Below are 15699 nucleotides of genomic sequence, written 5' to 3' on the forward strand. Positions count from 1 at the left end.
ATCAGAACTGATAGTCCTTCCGTCGGCGAGGGCTCAAACCTTGGGCATCGTCGCCACCATCGAAGGCCGCTGACTCACTTCGAAATACCACGCCGCCAACTGCGGGTTGGCGTCACGCCAGGCCAGGTCTGGATGGCGCAGGTCCAGATACCCCAAGGCACAGGCCACGCTGATCGCCGCCACATCGAAATGGCTGGTCAGCTCGGCAATCGCCTCCTTTTCCAGCAGGGCCAGGGCGCGGCGGATCTTGTCGCGTTGGCCGTCGAGCCATTCGGCCCAGTGTTTTTCCGGGGCGCGCAGGGCGACTTCGTAGCGGGTCAGGACGGCGGCGTCCATGATGCCGTCGGCCATCGAGGCCAGGGTCAGGCGGCGCCAGCGGGCCGAGCCTTCACGGGGGATCAGCGGATTGCCGACGTGCTGGTGGTCGAGGTAGTCGAGGATCACCCGGCTGTCGTGGATGACGCTGCCGTCGGCCAGGCGCAAGGCCGGGATCTTGCTCAGGGGATTGTCGTCGATCAGCGCCTGGTCCGGATCGACTGGCGTCAGGACGCAGTTTTGCAGGCTGACGCGATCCTGTTGACCGGTTTCGTGCAAGAGCACCATGACTTTGCGAACGAAGGGCGACAACGGGTTGTGATAGAGGGTCATGCTTGGGGCGGACATGGCAACGTCTCGGTCGGTGGCGGAGTCGGGCAGCATAGCGCTTCGAGGGATGGGCTTGAATACCGGACACCTGTGGGAGCGAGCCTGCTCGCGATGCGGTGTGTCAGCCGCTGTCCATGTCACTGGCTGACCGCATCGCGAGCAGGCTCGCTCCCACAGGGGGTGGCCACGCCAGATCAGCGGCGTTGCAGCAGGCCGCGCAGCGCCAGGACGGCCGGAATGCCCAGCCCTACCCAGCTCAGGGCATCCCACGTCCCGTCACCCAACAACGCGGCAAACAAACCCGCGGCAGTGAACAGGGCGATGACGGTGGGCGTGGCGAAGACCTTCCAGAAGTTCGATTGCCGGGGCTTCATGCGGCGCTCTCGACTGTTCCCGGCGCCGGTTTTGCCGCCTTGCGCCGTACCACCCACAGGTACACGCCGCTGCCGAGCACGATGATGGTCAGCCCATCGAGGGTGGCCCAGAGGATTTTCATCGGCATGCCGCCGTAATCACCGAAGTGCAGCGGCTGCGACATGCCCATGGCGTCCATGTACCACGGCCGCTCGACCACGGCGGTGACTTGCAGGTTACTGGCGTCGATCAATATCGGGGTCAGCAGGTGGGACGTCAGGTGCGTGCTGCCCTTCATGAACACCGCGTAATGGTGCTCGCTGGAAAACCGCGTGCCGGGGAAGGCGATGAAATCCGGCTGCATGCCGGGGGCGACCTCGCGGGCAATGTCGAGCAGCCGGGTGGCCGGGGCCAGGTGGGTCAGGGGCGGGGCATCGCGGTAGGGCGCGACCATCGCGCTGAGGGTGTCGTTGCGCCAGGCGGCGATCAGCAGGTCGGCGCAGGCGCTGATCACGCCGGTCACGCCGACCACCAGCGCCCAGGTCAGGGTGACGACGCCGATCAGGTTGTGCAGGTCGAGCCAGCGCAGGCGCGTGGATTTGTCCTGGCGCACGGTGGCGAATTTCAGCCGCCGCATGAACGGCAGGTACAGCACCGTCCCGGAGACAATCGCCACCACGAACAGCAGGCCCATGAACGCCAGCAGCAGCTTGCCCGGCAGCTCGGCGAACATGTCCACGTGCAGGCGCAGCATGAGCATCATGAAACCGCCATTGGCCGACGGCATCTCCAGCGCCTCGCCGGTGCGGGCATCGAGCATGAAGGTGTGGGACTCGTTGGGGCCGGTGCCGGCGGTGGCCGCCATGATCGCGATCGCGGCGTTGGGCTCGCCTTCGTCGAAACCGAAATATTGCATGACTTCGCCGGGGCGGTGTTTTTCCGCCGCCTGCACCAGTAGCTGCAGGTTCAACGGCGGGGTATCGGCCGGCATCACCTTCAACGCCGGCGCATCGCCCAGCAGATGATCGATCTCGTGATGAAAGATCAACGGCAGGCCGGTCAGCGCCAGCATCAGCAGGAACACCGTGCAGATCAGGCTGGACCAGGTGTGGACAAAGGACCAGCGGCGGATTGTTTTGCTTTTCATTTCTTCGCCTTCAGAAATACCAAAGCCGTCCATCAAGGACGGCCCGGCCATAGCGTTTGTCAAATCAAGCGGTTACCACTTGTAGGTGGCACTCGCGATGACGCTGCGCTGGTCTCCGTAGTAGCAGTAGAAACCGTCACAGGTGGAGATGTAGTCCTTGTCGAGCAGGTTGGTGGCGTTCACGGCCAGCGAAGCGCCTTTCAGGCTACCGTCCAGACGGCCCAGGTCGTAGTGAACCGATGCATCGAACACCGTATAGGCGTCTGCCTTGCCCAGCCAGGTATTGCCTTGATCGCCGTAGGTGTTGCCGGTGTAACGCGCACCGGCACCAATGCCGAAGCCGTCCAGTACCCCGGTGTGCCAGGTATAGTCAGCCCACAGCGAAGCTTGTTGGTTGGGCATCAGCTGCAGCCGGTTGCCCTTGTAGTCGCCTTTTTGAACTTCGGATTTCGCCAGGGTATAGGCCGCGATGACCTTCAGGTTGTCGGTCACGTCGGATACCGCTTCCAGCTCCAGGCCTTTGACTTTCACTTCACCGGTCTGGCTGGTGACTGGCTGGTTGCCCGCGACCGTGGTGGTGACAGAAACGTTTTTCTGGGTCAGGTCGTAGACCGCCGCAGTCAGCAAGGTGTTGGTGCCCGGTGGTTGGTATTTGACCCCCAGTTCCCATTGCTCGCCTTCGGTCGGCTTGAACGATTTTGTTGCCGATGCGGTGGCGTTCGACGTTGGCTGGAACGACTCGGCGTAAGACAGGTAAGGCACGAAGCCCGAATCGAACACGTAGCTGATGGCCGCGTTGCCACTGAATTTCTTGTCGCGCTCGGTGTTGGTGGCATCGTTGTCATTGAAGAATTTGGTGCCGGTATGCACCCAGTCTTCACGTCCGCCGAGCGTCAGGCGCCACTGATCCAGGGCCATCTGGTCTTGGATGTAAAGACCTGTCTGGCGGGTTTTCTGGTCGTAGTCATACAGCGCATCGTCGCGCGATGGGCGGGTGATGGGCAGGCCGTAAACCGGATGGTTGACGTTGATGGCCGGTGCTGTGCCGAAGATCGAGGTGTAGTTGGTGTTGCTACGCTGGTGGTCCAGTCCGATCAGTAACGTGTGGCTCACGTCACCGGTGGCGAAATCGCCCTGGAAGTTGTTGTCCACGGCGAACTGGCTGATGTCTTCATCGGTATTGGTAGTGCCACGGCCGGTGTTGCCCTGGTCGTCGACGACAAACCCGATCGATGGGAAGTAACTGTTGACGGTCACTGTCTGGAACGACAGGTCGGATTTGGTGTAACGCAGGTTCTGACGGAACTGCCACACGTCGTTGAAACGATGTTCGAAGGAATAACCCAAGGCGTAGTAGGTACGGTCGTAGAAGTCGTAATCCGGATCACCAAGGTTCTTGTGCTGGGAAATCTTGCCGAATGGCATGTCGATCTTGGTGCCCTGGATCGGATAGAACTGGCTGGTGACGCCGGTATCATCACGGGTGAACTGTGTGAGCAGGGTCAGTTTGGTGTCGTCGTCGATGTTCCAGGTCAGGCTTGGCGCGATGTTGTACCGCTTGTCGTCGATATGGTCGATCTGCGTGCCGCCGTCGCGAATGACACCGCTTACGCTGTAGAGAAACCGGGCTTCGTCGTCGATCTTGCCGGTGCTGGCGAAGTTGATCTGGCGGTGATTGTCGCTGCCGTATTGCACCTGGATTTCGTGGCTCGCTTCAGCCTCTGGACGGCGGCTGACCATGTCCAACAGGCCACCCGGCGGTGTTTGGCCGTAGATCGATGAAGCCGGGCCGCGCAGCAGGGCGAGGCGGTCAAGGTTCCAGGTCTCGGGTTTAGGGTTGGCATACACGCCGCGGGGCAGTGGCAGTCCGTCGAGGAACTGAGTGGGCTCGAAACCGCGTACCCGCATCCAGTCGAGTCGGGTGTCGCTTCCGAAGCTCGCGGAGGTGATGCCGGGCATGTAGCGCACGGCGTCGTCGAGGCTATGGACGCCACGGTCTTCCATCTGCTGGCGGGTGGCGACCGAAATCGAGCGCGGTGCTTCAACCAGTGCGGTGTCGGTCTTGGTGCCGGCAGCAGTGCGCTTGGCCAGGTAACCTTCGACTGGGCCCCATGCGCTCTCCGTGTTCTCCACGCCGATGATGGCAGTCTCCGGCAGCGCCATCACACCCTCGGGCGCGGCCACCAGGCTGTAGGTGCCGGTGCTGCTCTGTTCCAGTTGCAGACCGGTGCCGCGCAACGCAGCGCGCAGGGCGCCGGCGGCGTCGTATTGGCCGTTGACCGGTGCCGAGGTCTTGCCGGCGGCCAGCGATGGATTCAGCGACAGCGCCAGGCCCGACTGGCTGGCGATCTGGTTCAGGGTGCTGGCCAATGGTGCGGCCGGCAGGTTGTAGGCGCGAACGCTGGACGCCTGTTCAGCGGCGATCAGCTGACTGCTGGCCAGAGGGGCACAAAGGGCGATGGCGACGGCCAGCAGGCTGGGGCGCAACAAGGTGTCTAGCGTACGGGACATACAAGGGCTCCTGAAAGGGAATACTTCTCAATTGCCTAAGTGCCGGACGAAAATTCAAAAGTGATAGGGCTGGATGAAAATAATTTCCATTCAGCGAGTTTTGCCAGGGCTTGCGGCTTTATCGCAGGCTGGTTCGCTCCCGTAAAAGCAGCATGATCACCTGTGGGAGCGAGCCTGCTCGCGAAAACGTCGGCCAGAGCGCCGCGAACATCAGGGTTTGACGTCAGCCTTCGCCACTGTCACCCACCACGCCGTGTGCTGCTCGATCTGCACCGGCAAGGTTGGCAGCAGGGCGCTCAAGGCCAGGTCGGTGTCGTTCAACGGGAAGCTGCCGGTGATGCGCAGGTCAGCGACTTCCGGCGCCACGCCAAGGTGCCCGCGGCGATAGCGGCCGAGCTCATGCACCAGGTCTTCCAGGCGCGCGTTGTCCACCACCAGCATGCCGCGGGTCCAGGCATCGGCGCCGACGTTGAGCGCAGCGATGGGGTCCAGGCCATGGCTGCGCATCAGCACTTGCTGGCCTTCCTGCAGAATCTGTTCGTCGGCACTCGACTGCGGATGAGCCGCCACGGCTGACTTCAACACGCTCAGGCGCGTGCCTTGCGCTTCGCGCTTGACCAGGAACCGGGTGCCCAAGGCGCGCAGGCGACCTTCGCGGGTTTCGACGATAAAGGGCCGGGCATCGCCATGGCCGGTTTCGACGAGGATTTCGCCGTCCTGGAGAATCACCCGGCGCTGCTTTTCATCGAACCGCACGTCCACGGCACTGTGGGTGTTGAGGTTGATCACCGTGCCGTCGCTCAGGCGCAGGGTGCGCTGTTCCCCGGTGGCGGTGCGCTGATCGGCGAGCCAGTAGTCCAGCGGGACGTAACGCTCGCCGGCGAACAGGGCCAGGCCGATCACCGCCACGATGCTCGCCAGGCCGTTGCCCAGCTTTCGCACCCGTCGACGAACGCTCGCGCGCGATTGCAGCAACGCGGCGCGGGCCGGGCCGCTGGCCACGCTGAAACGCTGGTCGAGCATGCCCAACTGGCGCCAGGCGCGGGCATGTTCTTCGTGGGCGGCGTGCCATTTGGCGAATTCTTCGCGTTCTACCGGGTTGGCGGAGTCCAGCGACAATTGCCAGGCAATCGCTGCGTCCAGCACCTGTGCCGAGACCGGCTTGGAGCTGGCCGGGATCATACCGGTTCACCGTACAGCGCGATGTAGCACTGGCGAATGCCCTGGGCCAGGTATTGGCGAACCCTTGGCACCGACACCCCCAGGCGCTGGGCGATGTCCGCATGGCTCAGGCCGTCCAGCCGGTTGTAGAGAAACGCGGCCCGGGCCTTGCTGGACAGTTTGCCCAGCAGGCGGTCGATGTTCTTCAGGTCTTCGAGGATCATCTGCCGTTCTTCAGGCGAAGGCTGTTCGTCTTCGGGAATCAGCATCAGCTCGGTAAGGTAGGCCTGCTCCAGCGCGGCTCGGCGGAAGTAGTCGAACAGCAGGCCTTTGGCGATGGCCACCAGAAACGCCCGGGGTTCGCGTGGTTCCTTGAGTTCCTCGCGGCCCAGCAGACGCACGAACGTGTCCTGGCTCAGGTCCTCGGCCCGTTGCGGGCAGGCGACGTTGCGTCGAAGCCAGGCCAGCAGCCAACCGCGATGGTCGCGATACAGCGCACCGACGAGCTCACTTTGAGGGCTGGGAACTGACGACACGCCGTATCACCGATTAAGAAGTGTTAACTAACGAGAATTGTTCGCGATTGTGGCAGAGGCGCGAGCGCTAAGCAATTGGCCACTGGTCAGGTGATGGGAAGGGTTTCGGACCGCGTTATCGTTCATCGCGAGCAGGCTCGCTCCCACAAGGGCCAAGCGTCTCCACAGAAGCCACGTTCACTGGAGATTCCTGTGGGAGCGAGCCTGCTCGCGATAACGGTCGAAAGGACGCCACAGATCTAGAAAGACGGCGAATTCTGCCGGCGTTTCCACTGGTTCAGCCGTTGTTGCAGATTCAACGGACTGTGGATTTGCTGCTGTCGTGCCCGGCTGAACAGGATCAGCGCCAGTTCGGCGGTGGCCAGTGCATCGGCACTGGCGTGGTGGCGCTCCTGCACCTGGAGTTTGAACCAGTCGATCCAGTCGTCCAGCCCGGCCTCGCGAATGCGCGCCTGGGGACACAGCAACGGTGCAATATCGGCGACATCCAGAAACGTATGCTGCAACTTGTAGCCCAGGTGATCTTTCAACGCGCGCCCGAGCATGTGCTGATCGAACGGCGCATGAAACGCCAGCATCGGACTGTCGCCGACGAACTCCATGAACTCGATCAAGGCCTGCGCCGGATCGCTGCCAGCGGCCACCGCGCTCGGGCCCAGACCGTGGATCAACACGCTGGGCGCCACTTTCATGTCGGTGCATTGCAGGGTGCGTTCGAACTGCTGGCTGAAGTCGATCGCGCCGTCCTCGATCACCACGGCGCCAATGGACAGTACGCGATCCTTGTTCAGGTTCAGGCCGGTGGTCTCCAGGTCCAGCACCACCCAGCGCTGCTGGCGCAGGCTGCACTCGCCCAGTTCGGTGGCCACGGGCAGGTCCTTGAGCCGTTGCTGCAATTCGCCGGACAACATCGGGCCTGCCGGTCGCAGCCATGAAAACAGGCTCATAGCTGATACCGCAGGGTCAGGCTGCTCTGCAGGCGTTGGGCCTGGCGCAGGGATTCACGCAGGATCCGCCGGTCCAGATGATTGAGGCTGTCGGGATCGACCCGATTGGAGTAGGGCAGATTCTCCCGTGTCTGTAGCTGATGTTGCTGCATGCGGGTTTGTTGAATGAAGTGATAGGCCTCTTCGTACGCCGCACCGTCCAGGGGTTCGATCACCTGTTTTTCGACCAGTTGGCGGAAGCGCTCCAGCGTATTGTTCGCCCCGATGCCATGGGCCAGCGCGAGCAATCGGGCGCCGTCGACGAAGGGCGTCAGCCCTTGGACTTTGAGGTCCAGGGTGGCTTTCTCACCGTTCTTGCGCGCCAGGACAAACTCGCGGAAGCGCCCGACGGGCGGACGGTTGCGCAGGGCGTTCTCGGCCATCATGCGCTGGAACAAGCGGTTGTCGCCCACCTGGTCGAGAATCCCCCGACGCAATTGTTCGCCGCTTTGCTCCTCGCCCCAGACCACCCGCAGATCGAAGTAGATGCTCGACCCCAACAGGTTCTCCGGCGTCGCTTCGCGTATGAACGCCGCAAAGCGCCGCGCCCACTCGGCGCGGGACAGGCACAGCTCGGGGTTGCCGGCCATGATGTTGCCTTTGCATAGGGTGAAGCCGCACTGCGCCAGGCTCTGGTTGATGTGTTGCGCGATGGGCAGCAGCTTGCCGCGAATCTCGGCGGCATGGGCGGCGTCGCGGGCCTCGAACAGGATGCCGTTGTCCTGGTCGGTGTGCAGCGTCTGCTCGCGGCGACCTTCGCTGCCGAAGCATAACCAGCTGAACGGTATGCCGGGATCGCCTTTCTCGGCGAGCGTCAGTTCGATCACCCGGCACACGGTGTGGTCGTTGAGCAGGGTAATGATGTGGGTGATCTGGGTCGACGACGCGCCGTGGGCGAGCATGCGCTCCACCAATTGGCCGATCTCGCCGCGCAGCGCCACCAGGTTTTCCACCCGTTGGGCGCTGCGGATGGTGCGGGCCAGGTGCACCAGGTCGACCCGTTGCAGGGAAAACAGGTCACGCTCGGACACCACGCCACACAGGCGCTGATCCTTGACCAGGCAGACATGCGCGATGTGCCGCTCGGTCATGGCAATCGCCGCGTCGAAGGCGCTGTGATCCGGGCTCAGGAAAAACGGCGCCCGGGTCATGTGCCGGTCGATGGCCTCGTTGAAGTCACTGGTGCCGCCCGCCACTACCTGGCGCAGGTCTCGCAAAGTGAAAATGCCCTGGGGGGCCTTGTTTTCGTCGACGACCACGATGCTGCCGACCTGCTGCTCGTGCATCAGGCTCACGGCTTCGCGCAGTGGCGTGTCGGGGCTGCAGGTTACCGGGTGACGCATGGCCAGCTCGCCCAGGCGAGTATTGAGCGAATACTGGGTGCCGAGGGTTTCCACGGCTTTCTGCTGGACTTGCTGGTTGACCTGGTCCAACAGGCTGCTGACGCCGCGCAGGGCGAAGTCGCGAAAGGTGTTGGACAGCGCAAACAGCTTGATGAATGCCAGCTTGTTCAGTTGCAGGCAAAAGGTGTCTTCGGCCGCCAGGTGTTCGGTGCGGGTCGCTCGTTCACCCAGCAGCGCGGCGAGGGGAAAGCACTCCCCGGTGGTGATTTCGAAGGTGGTTTCGGTGCCGCCCTTGGCGCTGTGGGGACGCTCGCCGACCACCCGACCCTGCTTGACGATGTAGAAATGCTCGACCGGGCCATCGGCGGGCTTGATGATGCTTTCGCCCGGAGCATAAAAACGCAGCTGACATTGTTCGACCAGGTACGCCAGGTGGGCGTGTTCCATCTGATTGAAGGGCGGGAAGCGCTGGAGGAATTGCAAGGTACCCTGGATGTTCTGCAATACCGCGGTTTTCCCTGCCTGTGTGAAGGCGTCCGCTCTACTCATAACCATTACCGCAGTCTTTTTTCGAATTGTTGTTGTCGGATGACTCGGTCATGGTCAGCCCCTGAGCGCTGAGTGCCCATTGGACGTAAGTCTAGGTTGGGCCCCCGAGCGCGAGATAAAGGAAAACCCCTACGAAAATCGAGGAAGAACCTATCCTTTCCCTTATAGGCAAAAAATCCGACGAAGTGCACATTAGAAGGTCTGCTTAGCGATGTCTCACCACTGAGTCAGGGAACGAATTTGATCATTTAGAGATTGCCATGTCCGACCACGATATTTTGAGTGACGCCGAGCGCGAGGCGCTGAGCGCCGTCATGCTGGAGCCCGACCTGCCGCCGCAACGCGTACTGATCGTCGATGACGATAAAGATGCCCGCGAGCTGCTGTCGGAGATCCTCGGTCTGGATGGCATTCGTTGCATGACCGCTGCCAGCGGTGAAACGGCGCTCAAGATGTTGAGCGAAAAACCTTCGATCGGCCTGGTGATCACCGATCTGCGCATGGGGCATATCGATGGCCTGGATTTGATCCGCCAGGTGCGCGAATCGGTGCGGGCGGCAATGCCGTTCATCATCGTTTCCGGTGATGCCGATGTGAAGGACGCGATAGCCGCCATGCATTTGAGCGTGGTGGATTTCCTGCTCAAACCGATCGATACGCAAAAATTGCTGGCGCTGGTGAAGCATGAACTGGGGATGGAGCCTTAGTGCTGGTCCTGCCCTGTGGCAGCGAACAAAAAAGCCCTGATCTTTCGATCAGGGCTTTTTCGTTTCCGGTATCGACGCTCAGTTACAGGCCGTTGGCAGCCTTGAACTCGCGACGACGACGGTGCAGGACCGGCTCGGTGTAGCCGTTCGGCTGTCGGGTGCCTTCGATCACCAGTTCGACCGCCGCCTGGAAGGCGATGTTGCTGTCGAAGTCCGGTGCCAACGGGCGGTACAGCGGGTCATTGGCGTTCTGACGATCGACCACCGGTGCCATGCGCTTGAGGCTTTCCATCACCTGCGCCTGGGTGACGATGCCGTGGCGCAGCCAGTTGGCGATGTGCTGGCTGGAAATGCGCAGGGTGGCGCGGTCTTCCATCAGGCCGATGTCGTTGATGTCCGGCACCTTCGAGCAACCCACGCCCTGATCGATCCAGCGCACCACGTAACCGAGAATGCCCTGGGCGTTGTTGTCCAGTTCGTTCTTGATCTGTTCGGCGGTCCACTGCGGGTTCACTGCCAGCGGGATGGTCAGGATGTCGTCCACCGACGCGGGCGCGCGCTTGGCCAGTTCGGCCTGGCGGGCGAACACGTCGACCTTGTGGTAATGCAGCGCGTGCAGTGCCGCCGCCGTTGGCGATGGAACCCAGGCCGTGTTGGCGCCGGCCAGTGGGTGAGCGATTTTCTGTTCGAGCATCGCCGCCATCAGGTCGGGCATGGCCCACATGCCTTTACCGATCTGCGCGCGACCTTGCAGGCCGGTGCTCAAACCGATGTCGACGTTGGAGTTCTCGTAGGCGCTGATCCATTTTTCCGCCTTCATGTCCGCCTTGCGCACCATCGGGCCGGCTTCCATGGAGGTGTGGATTTCATCGCCGGTACGGTCGAGGAAACCGGTGTTGATGAACACGACACGCTCGCTCGCCGCCTGGATGCAGGCCTTGAGGTTGACCGTGGTACGGCGCTCCTCGTCCATGATCCCGACCTTGAGGGTGTTGCGCGGCAGGCCGAGCACGTCTTCGATGCGGCCGAACAGCTCGTTGGTGAACGCAGCTTCTTCGGGGCCGTGCATCTTCGGCTTGACGATGTAGACCGAGCCGGTGCGGGTGTTCTTGCGCGTGGTGTTGCCGTTGAGGTTGTGCAGGGCGGCGAGGCTGGTCACCAGGCCGTCGAGGATGCCTTCCGGCACTTCGTTGCCATGCTTGTCGAGGATGGCATCGATGGTCATCAAGTGGCCGACGTTGCGCACGAACAGCAGCGAGCGCCCGTGCAGGCTCAGTGCGCTGCCGTCGACTGCGGTGTAGGTGCGGTCGGCGTTCATGGTGCGGGTGAAGGTCTTGCCGCCCTTGGCGACTTCTTCGGCCAGGTCGCCCTTCATCAGGCCGAGCCAGTTGCGGTAGATCACCACCTTGTCATCGGCATCGACGGCGGCGACGGAGTCTTCGCAGTCCATGATGGTGGTCAGCGCCGCTTCCATCAGGATGTCTTTGACACCGGCGGCATCGGTCTGGCCGACCGGCGTGCTGGCGTCGACCTGGATCTCGAAATGCAGGCCGTTGTTTTTCAGCAGGATCGCGATCGGTGCCGAGGCATCGCCCTGGAAACCGATCAACTGGGCGTCGTTGCGCAGGCCGCTGTTGCTGCCGCCCTTGAGCGCGACCACCAGTTTGCCGTCGACGATCGTGTAGCGGGTGGCATCGACGTGGGAGCCGGCGGCCAATGGCGCCGCTTCGTCGAGGAAGGCACGGGCGAAGGCGATGACCTTGTCGCCGCGGACCTTGTTGTAGCCTTTGCCTTTTTCCGCGCCATCCGCTTCGCTGATGGCGTCGGTGCCGTACAGCGCGTCATACAGCGAACCCCAGCGGGCGTTCGAGGCGTTGAGCGCGAAACGGGCATTCATCACCGGCACCACGAGTTGCGGGCCGGCCATACGGGCGATTTCTTCATCGACGTTTTGCGTCGTTACCTGGAAATCGGCCGCTTCTGGCAGCAGATAACCGATGTCTTGCAGGAACGCCTTATAAGCCACGGCGTCATGGGCCTGACTGGCGCGTTCCTGGTGCCAGGCATCAATGCGAGCCTGGATATCATCGCGTTTGGCGAGTAGGGCTTTGTTCTTCGGTGCCAGGTCATGGATGACCTTGTCGGCACCGGCCCAGAACGTGTCGGCGGTGAGGCCGGTTCCGGGAATGGCTTCGTTGTTCACGAAGTCGAACAGGACTTTGGCGACCTGCAGGCCACCGACTTGAACGTGTTCAGTCATTGCTTGCCTCACTCTGCTCAGCTATTTCTTTTTCTTCAAATTGACAATGAAGCCTCGGGCTATTTAAACCACAAACCCCTTCCCCCGGTACATGCCATTGCGGGCGGCCGGGCTGGAACCGATCAACGGCTTTGAGGCCTTGCTGACAGGGCTTTCAGGGTTGCGATCGTGCCTGCGGCAGACATCGATCCAACGTTATGTAGTGCGCGCTGCGGAATACTACATGATGAATTGCGGTTGTGAAAATTAGACTAATTACGTCGTTCTGCGACCCCGTGACGCATTGCAGTCACAGCGGGGCACAGGATGTTCTCAAAAAACAGATGGATTGTTCCAGTTAAATATCGTGAGTTGTACACGATTTGTTGGGCGGCTCAAGATTGTGTGGCCTTCAATCGCGAGCAGGCTCGCTCCCACAGGGGGCCGGCGTTGTTCGTGTGGGAGCGAGCCTGCTCGCGATGGGGCCAGCCGGTCCGGCGCAGAGCCACCCCTTGCCTATACTTGCCCTTCAAGCACAAACGTCATGACCAGAGGGCTGCGCCATGGACCACCTCGTACTCACAGTTTTCGCGCCGGACAAGGCTGGGCAGGTCGAGCGCATCGCCCAGTGCATCGCCGAGCAGGGCGGTAACTGGCTGGAAAGCCGCATGTCACGGATGGCCGGGCAGTTTGCCGGGATACTTCGGGTGGGCGTGCCGGCGGAGGCCTACGACTCACTGGTCGATGCCCTGCAGGGCTTGTCGGCTCAGGGTATCCGGGTGTTGATTGCCGAAAGCGGCATCGAGCAATCCTGCACCTGGAAGCCGATTGCAATGGAGTTGGTGGGCAATGACCGCCCCGGGATCGTGCGTGACATCACGCGTCTGCTGAGCGAGCAGGGGGTGAACCTGGAACGGCTGGTCACCGAAGTGCGCCCGGCGCCGATGAGCAGTGAACCGCTGTTTCACGCCGAGGCGATCCTGGCGGTGCCGCTGACCCTGTCCCTGGACGTGCTGCAATCGCGCCTGGAAACCCTGGCGGATGATTTGATGGTGGAACTGGTCCTGCGCAGTGAGCCCTGACAGGGTTATCCAGTTTTTACCTGCACCTGCCTGTGGATAACCTGTAGAGACAGCCCGCCAGGCCACGCCGTTCAAGGCGTGGCCAGTGTTGGTCAAAAAAACGCCAACATTCAGTGACTTGCGCACAAACGCCGGGGATCACGCTGTGGATAACCTTGGGAAGAAACCCTTCAGGCCACGTAGATAGCGGCCTGCAGAGATTTGTGCGTTTTTTGATCAGCTGCGCCGGCGCAGACTGACCCACGCATCGACGCTGTAGACCGCCAGTCCGGCCCAGATGAACATGAAGGCCAACAGGGTGCTGGACGACAAGTGTTCGCCAAACAGCAGCACGGCTTGCAGCAGCACGAGTGTGGGCGCCAGGTACTGGAGGAAACCCAGGGTCGTATAGGGCAAGTGCCGCGCGGCGGCGTTGAAGCAGACCAGCGGCACCAGGGTCACCGGTCCGGCGGCCACCAGCCACCAGGCTTCGGACGTGGTCCAGAACTCGGGTTGCGCGCTCATGGCCGTCTGATTGAACAGTAACCAGGCCATGGCAATCGGCACCAGCATCCAGGTCTCCACCACCAGGCCGGGCAGGGCCTTGACCGGGGCTTGCTTGCGGATCAGGCCATAGAATCCGAAGGTCAGTGCCAGCACCAGCGATACCCACGGCAGGCTGCCGACCTGCCAGACCTGCTGCGCCACGCCGACTGCCGCCAGGCCGACCGCGATCCACTGCATGCGCCGCAGCCGTTCGCCGAGGATCAGCATCCCCAGCAGTACGTTGACCAGCGGATTGATGTAGTAGCCGAGGCTGGCCTCCAGCATGCGCCCGTTGTTCACCGACCAGACATACGTCAGCCAGTTGGCCGCGATCAGCGTACCGCTCAGGGCGAGAATCGCCAGCCGTTTGGGGTTGTCACGCAATTCACGCCACCAGCCAGGATGCTTCCAGACCAGCAGCAACAAGGCGCCGAACAAGGCCGACCAGAGCACGCGGTGAATGATGATCTCCACGGCGGGCACGTTGGCGATGGCTTTGAAGTAGATCGGGAACAGGCCCCAGATGATGTAGGCACTTAGGCCCAGAATGTACCCGCGACGCGGGTTGGCGGCTTGCATGCAGAATCCTTGCTTAGGCAGCTAACAAAGAGGGGATTGTAAGGAAATTTGTCTACGAATGTCCTGTTCGAATAGGTACTGCAATTGTGAGCACGGGTCTGTGGCGAGTCTGCTCGCGATGGCGGATAGACCTTCAGCACACCGTGGCCTGATAGGTCGGCATCGCGAGCAGGCTCGCTCCCACACTTGAGTCGGGTGAATCAGAACAGTTTCAAGGGTTCTTCGTTGAGCGCCGCCAGTTGTTCGCGCAACGCCAATACCTGGTCGCCCCAGTACCGCTCCGTGCCGAACCACGGAAAACTGTGCGGGAACGCCGGGTCGTCCCAGCGCCGGGCGAGCCAGGCGCTGTAGTGCATCAGGCGCAATGCGCGCAATGGCTCGATCAAGGCCAGTTCCCGCGGGTCGAAGTCGTGGAACTCGTTGTAGCCGTCCATCAATTCCGACAACTGCCCCAGGCAAGCCTGGCGATCACCGGCGAGCATCATCCAGATGTCCTGCACGGCCGGTCCCATGCGGCAGTCGTCGAGGTCGACGATGTGGAAGACCTCGTCGCGGCACATCATGTTGCCGGGGTGGCAATCGCCATGCATGCGGATGTTCTGGTGCGGCGTGGCCTGATAGACCTCCTCGACCCGCTTGAGCAGGTCGCGGGCCACGGACTCGTAGGCCGGCAACAGGCTCTTGGGGATGAAATGGCCGTCAAGCAGTGTGGCCAGCGAGTCATGGCCGAAGTTCTTCACGCCCAGGGCTTCACGGTGTTCGAACGGCTTGGTCGAGCCGACGGCGTGTAACCGGCCGAGCAACTGGCCGAGGCGATACAGCTGATCGAGGTTGCCCGGCTCCGGCGCCCGGCCGCCACGGCGCGGAAACAGGGTGAAGCGGAAACCGTTGTGTTCGTGCAGGCTGGCACCGTTGTGAATCAGCGGTGCCACCACCGGCACCTCGCACTCGGCGAGTTCGAAGGTGAACTGGTGCTCTTCGAGGATCGCTTCATTGCTCCAGCGCTGCGGGCGGTAGAACTTGGCGATCAGTGGCTCGGCGTCTTCGATGCCGACTTGATAGACGCGGTTTTCGTAACTGTTGAGCGCCAGAATGCGGGCGTCACTGAGAAAACCGATGCTTTCGACGGCATCGAGCACGAGGTCTGGGGTGAGGGTTGCAAACGGGTGGGCCATGCTGACTCCTGCGCGCAGCAGGCTGCTGCGTCCGGCCAGGCATGGTAGCGCAGACGGGCGTGGATAGGTGGTGGCTGTGCGGATGCCTTCGCGAGCGGGCTCGCTCCCACAGGAGCCTGTGCGGACTCTGTGGGAGCGAGCCCGCTCGCGAAAGTGGCCT

The 15699-nt window shown here is 62.2% G+C and carries 13 protein-coding genes; 2 read left to right on the forward strand and 11 right to left on the reverse strand.

The window, feature by feature from the left end:
- Nucleotides 1–33: 33 nt before the first annotated feature.
- The 8 genes from ACM6IM_RS01225 to ACM6IM_RS01260 all read right to left on the reverse strand — a co-directional run bounded on the left by ACM6IM_RS01225 (nucleotide 34) and on the right by ACM6IM_RS01260 (nucleotide 9238).
- Entirely contained in the window at nucleotides 34–663 is a 630-nt protein-coding gene (locus ACM6IM_RS01225) for a glutathione S-transferase (RefSeq protein WP_414863949.1), read from the reverse strand.
- A gap of 176 nt (nucleotides 664–839) precedes the next feature.
- Nucleotides 840–1019, reverse strand: coding sequence for a hypothetical protein (locus tag ACM6IM_RS01230; RefSeq protein ID WP_414863950.1), 180 nt, complete (start codon nucleotides 1017–1019; stop codon nucleotides 840–842).
- Nucleotides 1016–2146, reverse strand: coding sequence for a PepSY-associated TM helix domain-containing protein (locus ACM6IM_RS01235; protein WP_414863951.1), 1131 nt, complete (start codon nucleotides 2144–2146; stop codon nucleotides 1016–1018). Before ACM6IM_RS01235 ends, ACM6IM_RS01230 begins: the two co-directional genes overlap by 4 nt.
- Before the next feature lie 72 nt (nucleotides 2147–2218).
- On the reverse strand, nucleotides 2219–4657 hold the full coding sequence (locus ACM6IM_RS01240; RefSeq protein WP_201191809.1) for a TonB-dependent siderophore receptor: 2439 nt from the start codon (nucleotides 4655–4657) through the stop codon (nucleotides 2219–2221).
- Nucleotides 4658–4867: 210 nt separating this feature from the next.
- Complete coding sequence (locus ACM6IM_RS01245; protein WP_414863952.1) at nucleotides 4868–5839, reverse strand: FecR domain-containing protein; 972 nt, start codon at nucleotides 5837–5839, stop codon at nucleotides 4868–4870.
- Nucleotides 5836–6354 (reverse strand): RNA polymerase sigma factor, encoded by a 519-nt coding sequence (locus ACM6IM_RS01250; RefSeq protein WP_192306610.1) that lies wholly within the window; start codon nucleotides 6352–6354, stop codon nucleotides 5836–5838. The genes ACM6IM_RS01245 and ACM6IM_RS01250 overlap by 4 nt, the downstream gene beginning before the upstream one ends.
- Before the next feature lie 239 nt (nucleotides 6355–6593).
- Nucleotides 6594–7301, reverse strand: coding sequence for a PolC-type DNA polymerase III (locus ACM6IM_RS01255; RefSeq protein WP_201191815.1), 708 nt, complete (start codon nucleotides 7299–7301; stop codon nucleotides 6594–6596).
- Nucleotides 7298–9238, reverse strand: a complete 1941-nt coding sequence (locus ACM6IM_RS01260) for a putative nucleotidyltransferase substrate binding domain-containing protein (RefSeq protein ID WP_414863953.1) — start codon at nucleotides 9236–9238, stop codon at nucleotides 7298–7300. Before ACM6IM_RS01260 ends, ACM6IM_RS01255 begins: the two co-directional genes overlap by 4 nt.
- A gap of 254 nt (nucleotides 9239–9492) precedes the next feature.
- Here ACM6IM_RS01260 and ACM6IM_RS01265 point away from each other — a divergent pair, with 254 nt between their 5' ends.
- Nucleotides 9493–9939, forward strand: coding sequence for a response regulator (locus ACM6IM_RS01265; protein WP_192306595.1), 447 nt, complete (start codon nucleotides 9493–9495; stop codon nucleotides 9937–9939).
- Nucleotides 9940–10021: 82 nt separating this feature from the next.
- Here ACM6IM_RS01265 and ACM6IM_RS01270 read toward each other — a convergent pair whose 3' ends face one another.
- Entirely contained in the window at nucleotides 10022–12199 is a 2178-nt protein-coding gene (locus tag ACM6IM_RS01270; protein WP_414863954.1) for a malate synthase G, read from the reverse strand.
- Between the two features lie 542 nt (nucleotides 12200–12741).
- On the opposite strand from ACM6IM_RS01270, the gene ACM6IM_RS01275 reads away from it, so the two are divergent.
- Nucleotides 12742–13260, forward strand: a complete 519-nt coding sequence (locus ACM6IM_RS01275) for a glycine cleavage system protein R (protein ID WP_201191818.1) — start codon at nucleotides 12742–12744, stop codon at nucleotides 13258–13260.
- Between the two features lie 216 nt (nucleotides 13261–13476).
- Here ACM6IM_RS01275 and rarD read toward each other — a convergent pair whose 3' ends face one another.
- Nucleotides 13477–14364, reverse strand: coding sequence for an EamA family transporter RarD (gene rarD / locus ACM6IM_RS01280; protein WP_201191820.1), 888 nt, complete (start codon nucleotides 14362–14364; stop codon nucleotides 13477–13479).
- A 200-nt stretch (nucleotides 14365–14564) separates the two neighbouring features.
- Nucleotides 14565–15539 carry a serine/threonine protein kinase gene (locus ACM6IM_RS01285; RefSeq protein WP_201191821.1) on the reverse strand — a complete coding sequence of 325 codons (975 nt, stop codon included), beginning with the start codon at nucleotides 15537–15539 and terminating at the stop codon, nucleotides 14565–14567.
- Between the last annotated feature and the right edge of the window lie 160 nt (nucleotides 15540–15699).

Origin of the sequence: Pseudomonas sp. IT-P12 (genome assembly GCF_949767465.1) — a bacterium.
Lineage (GTDB): Bacteria > Pseudomonadota > Gammaproteobacteria > Pseudomonadales > Pseudomonadaceae > Aquipseudomonas.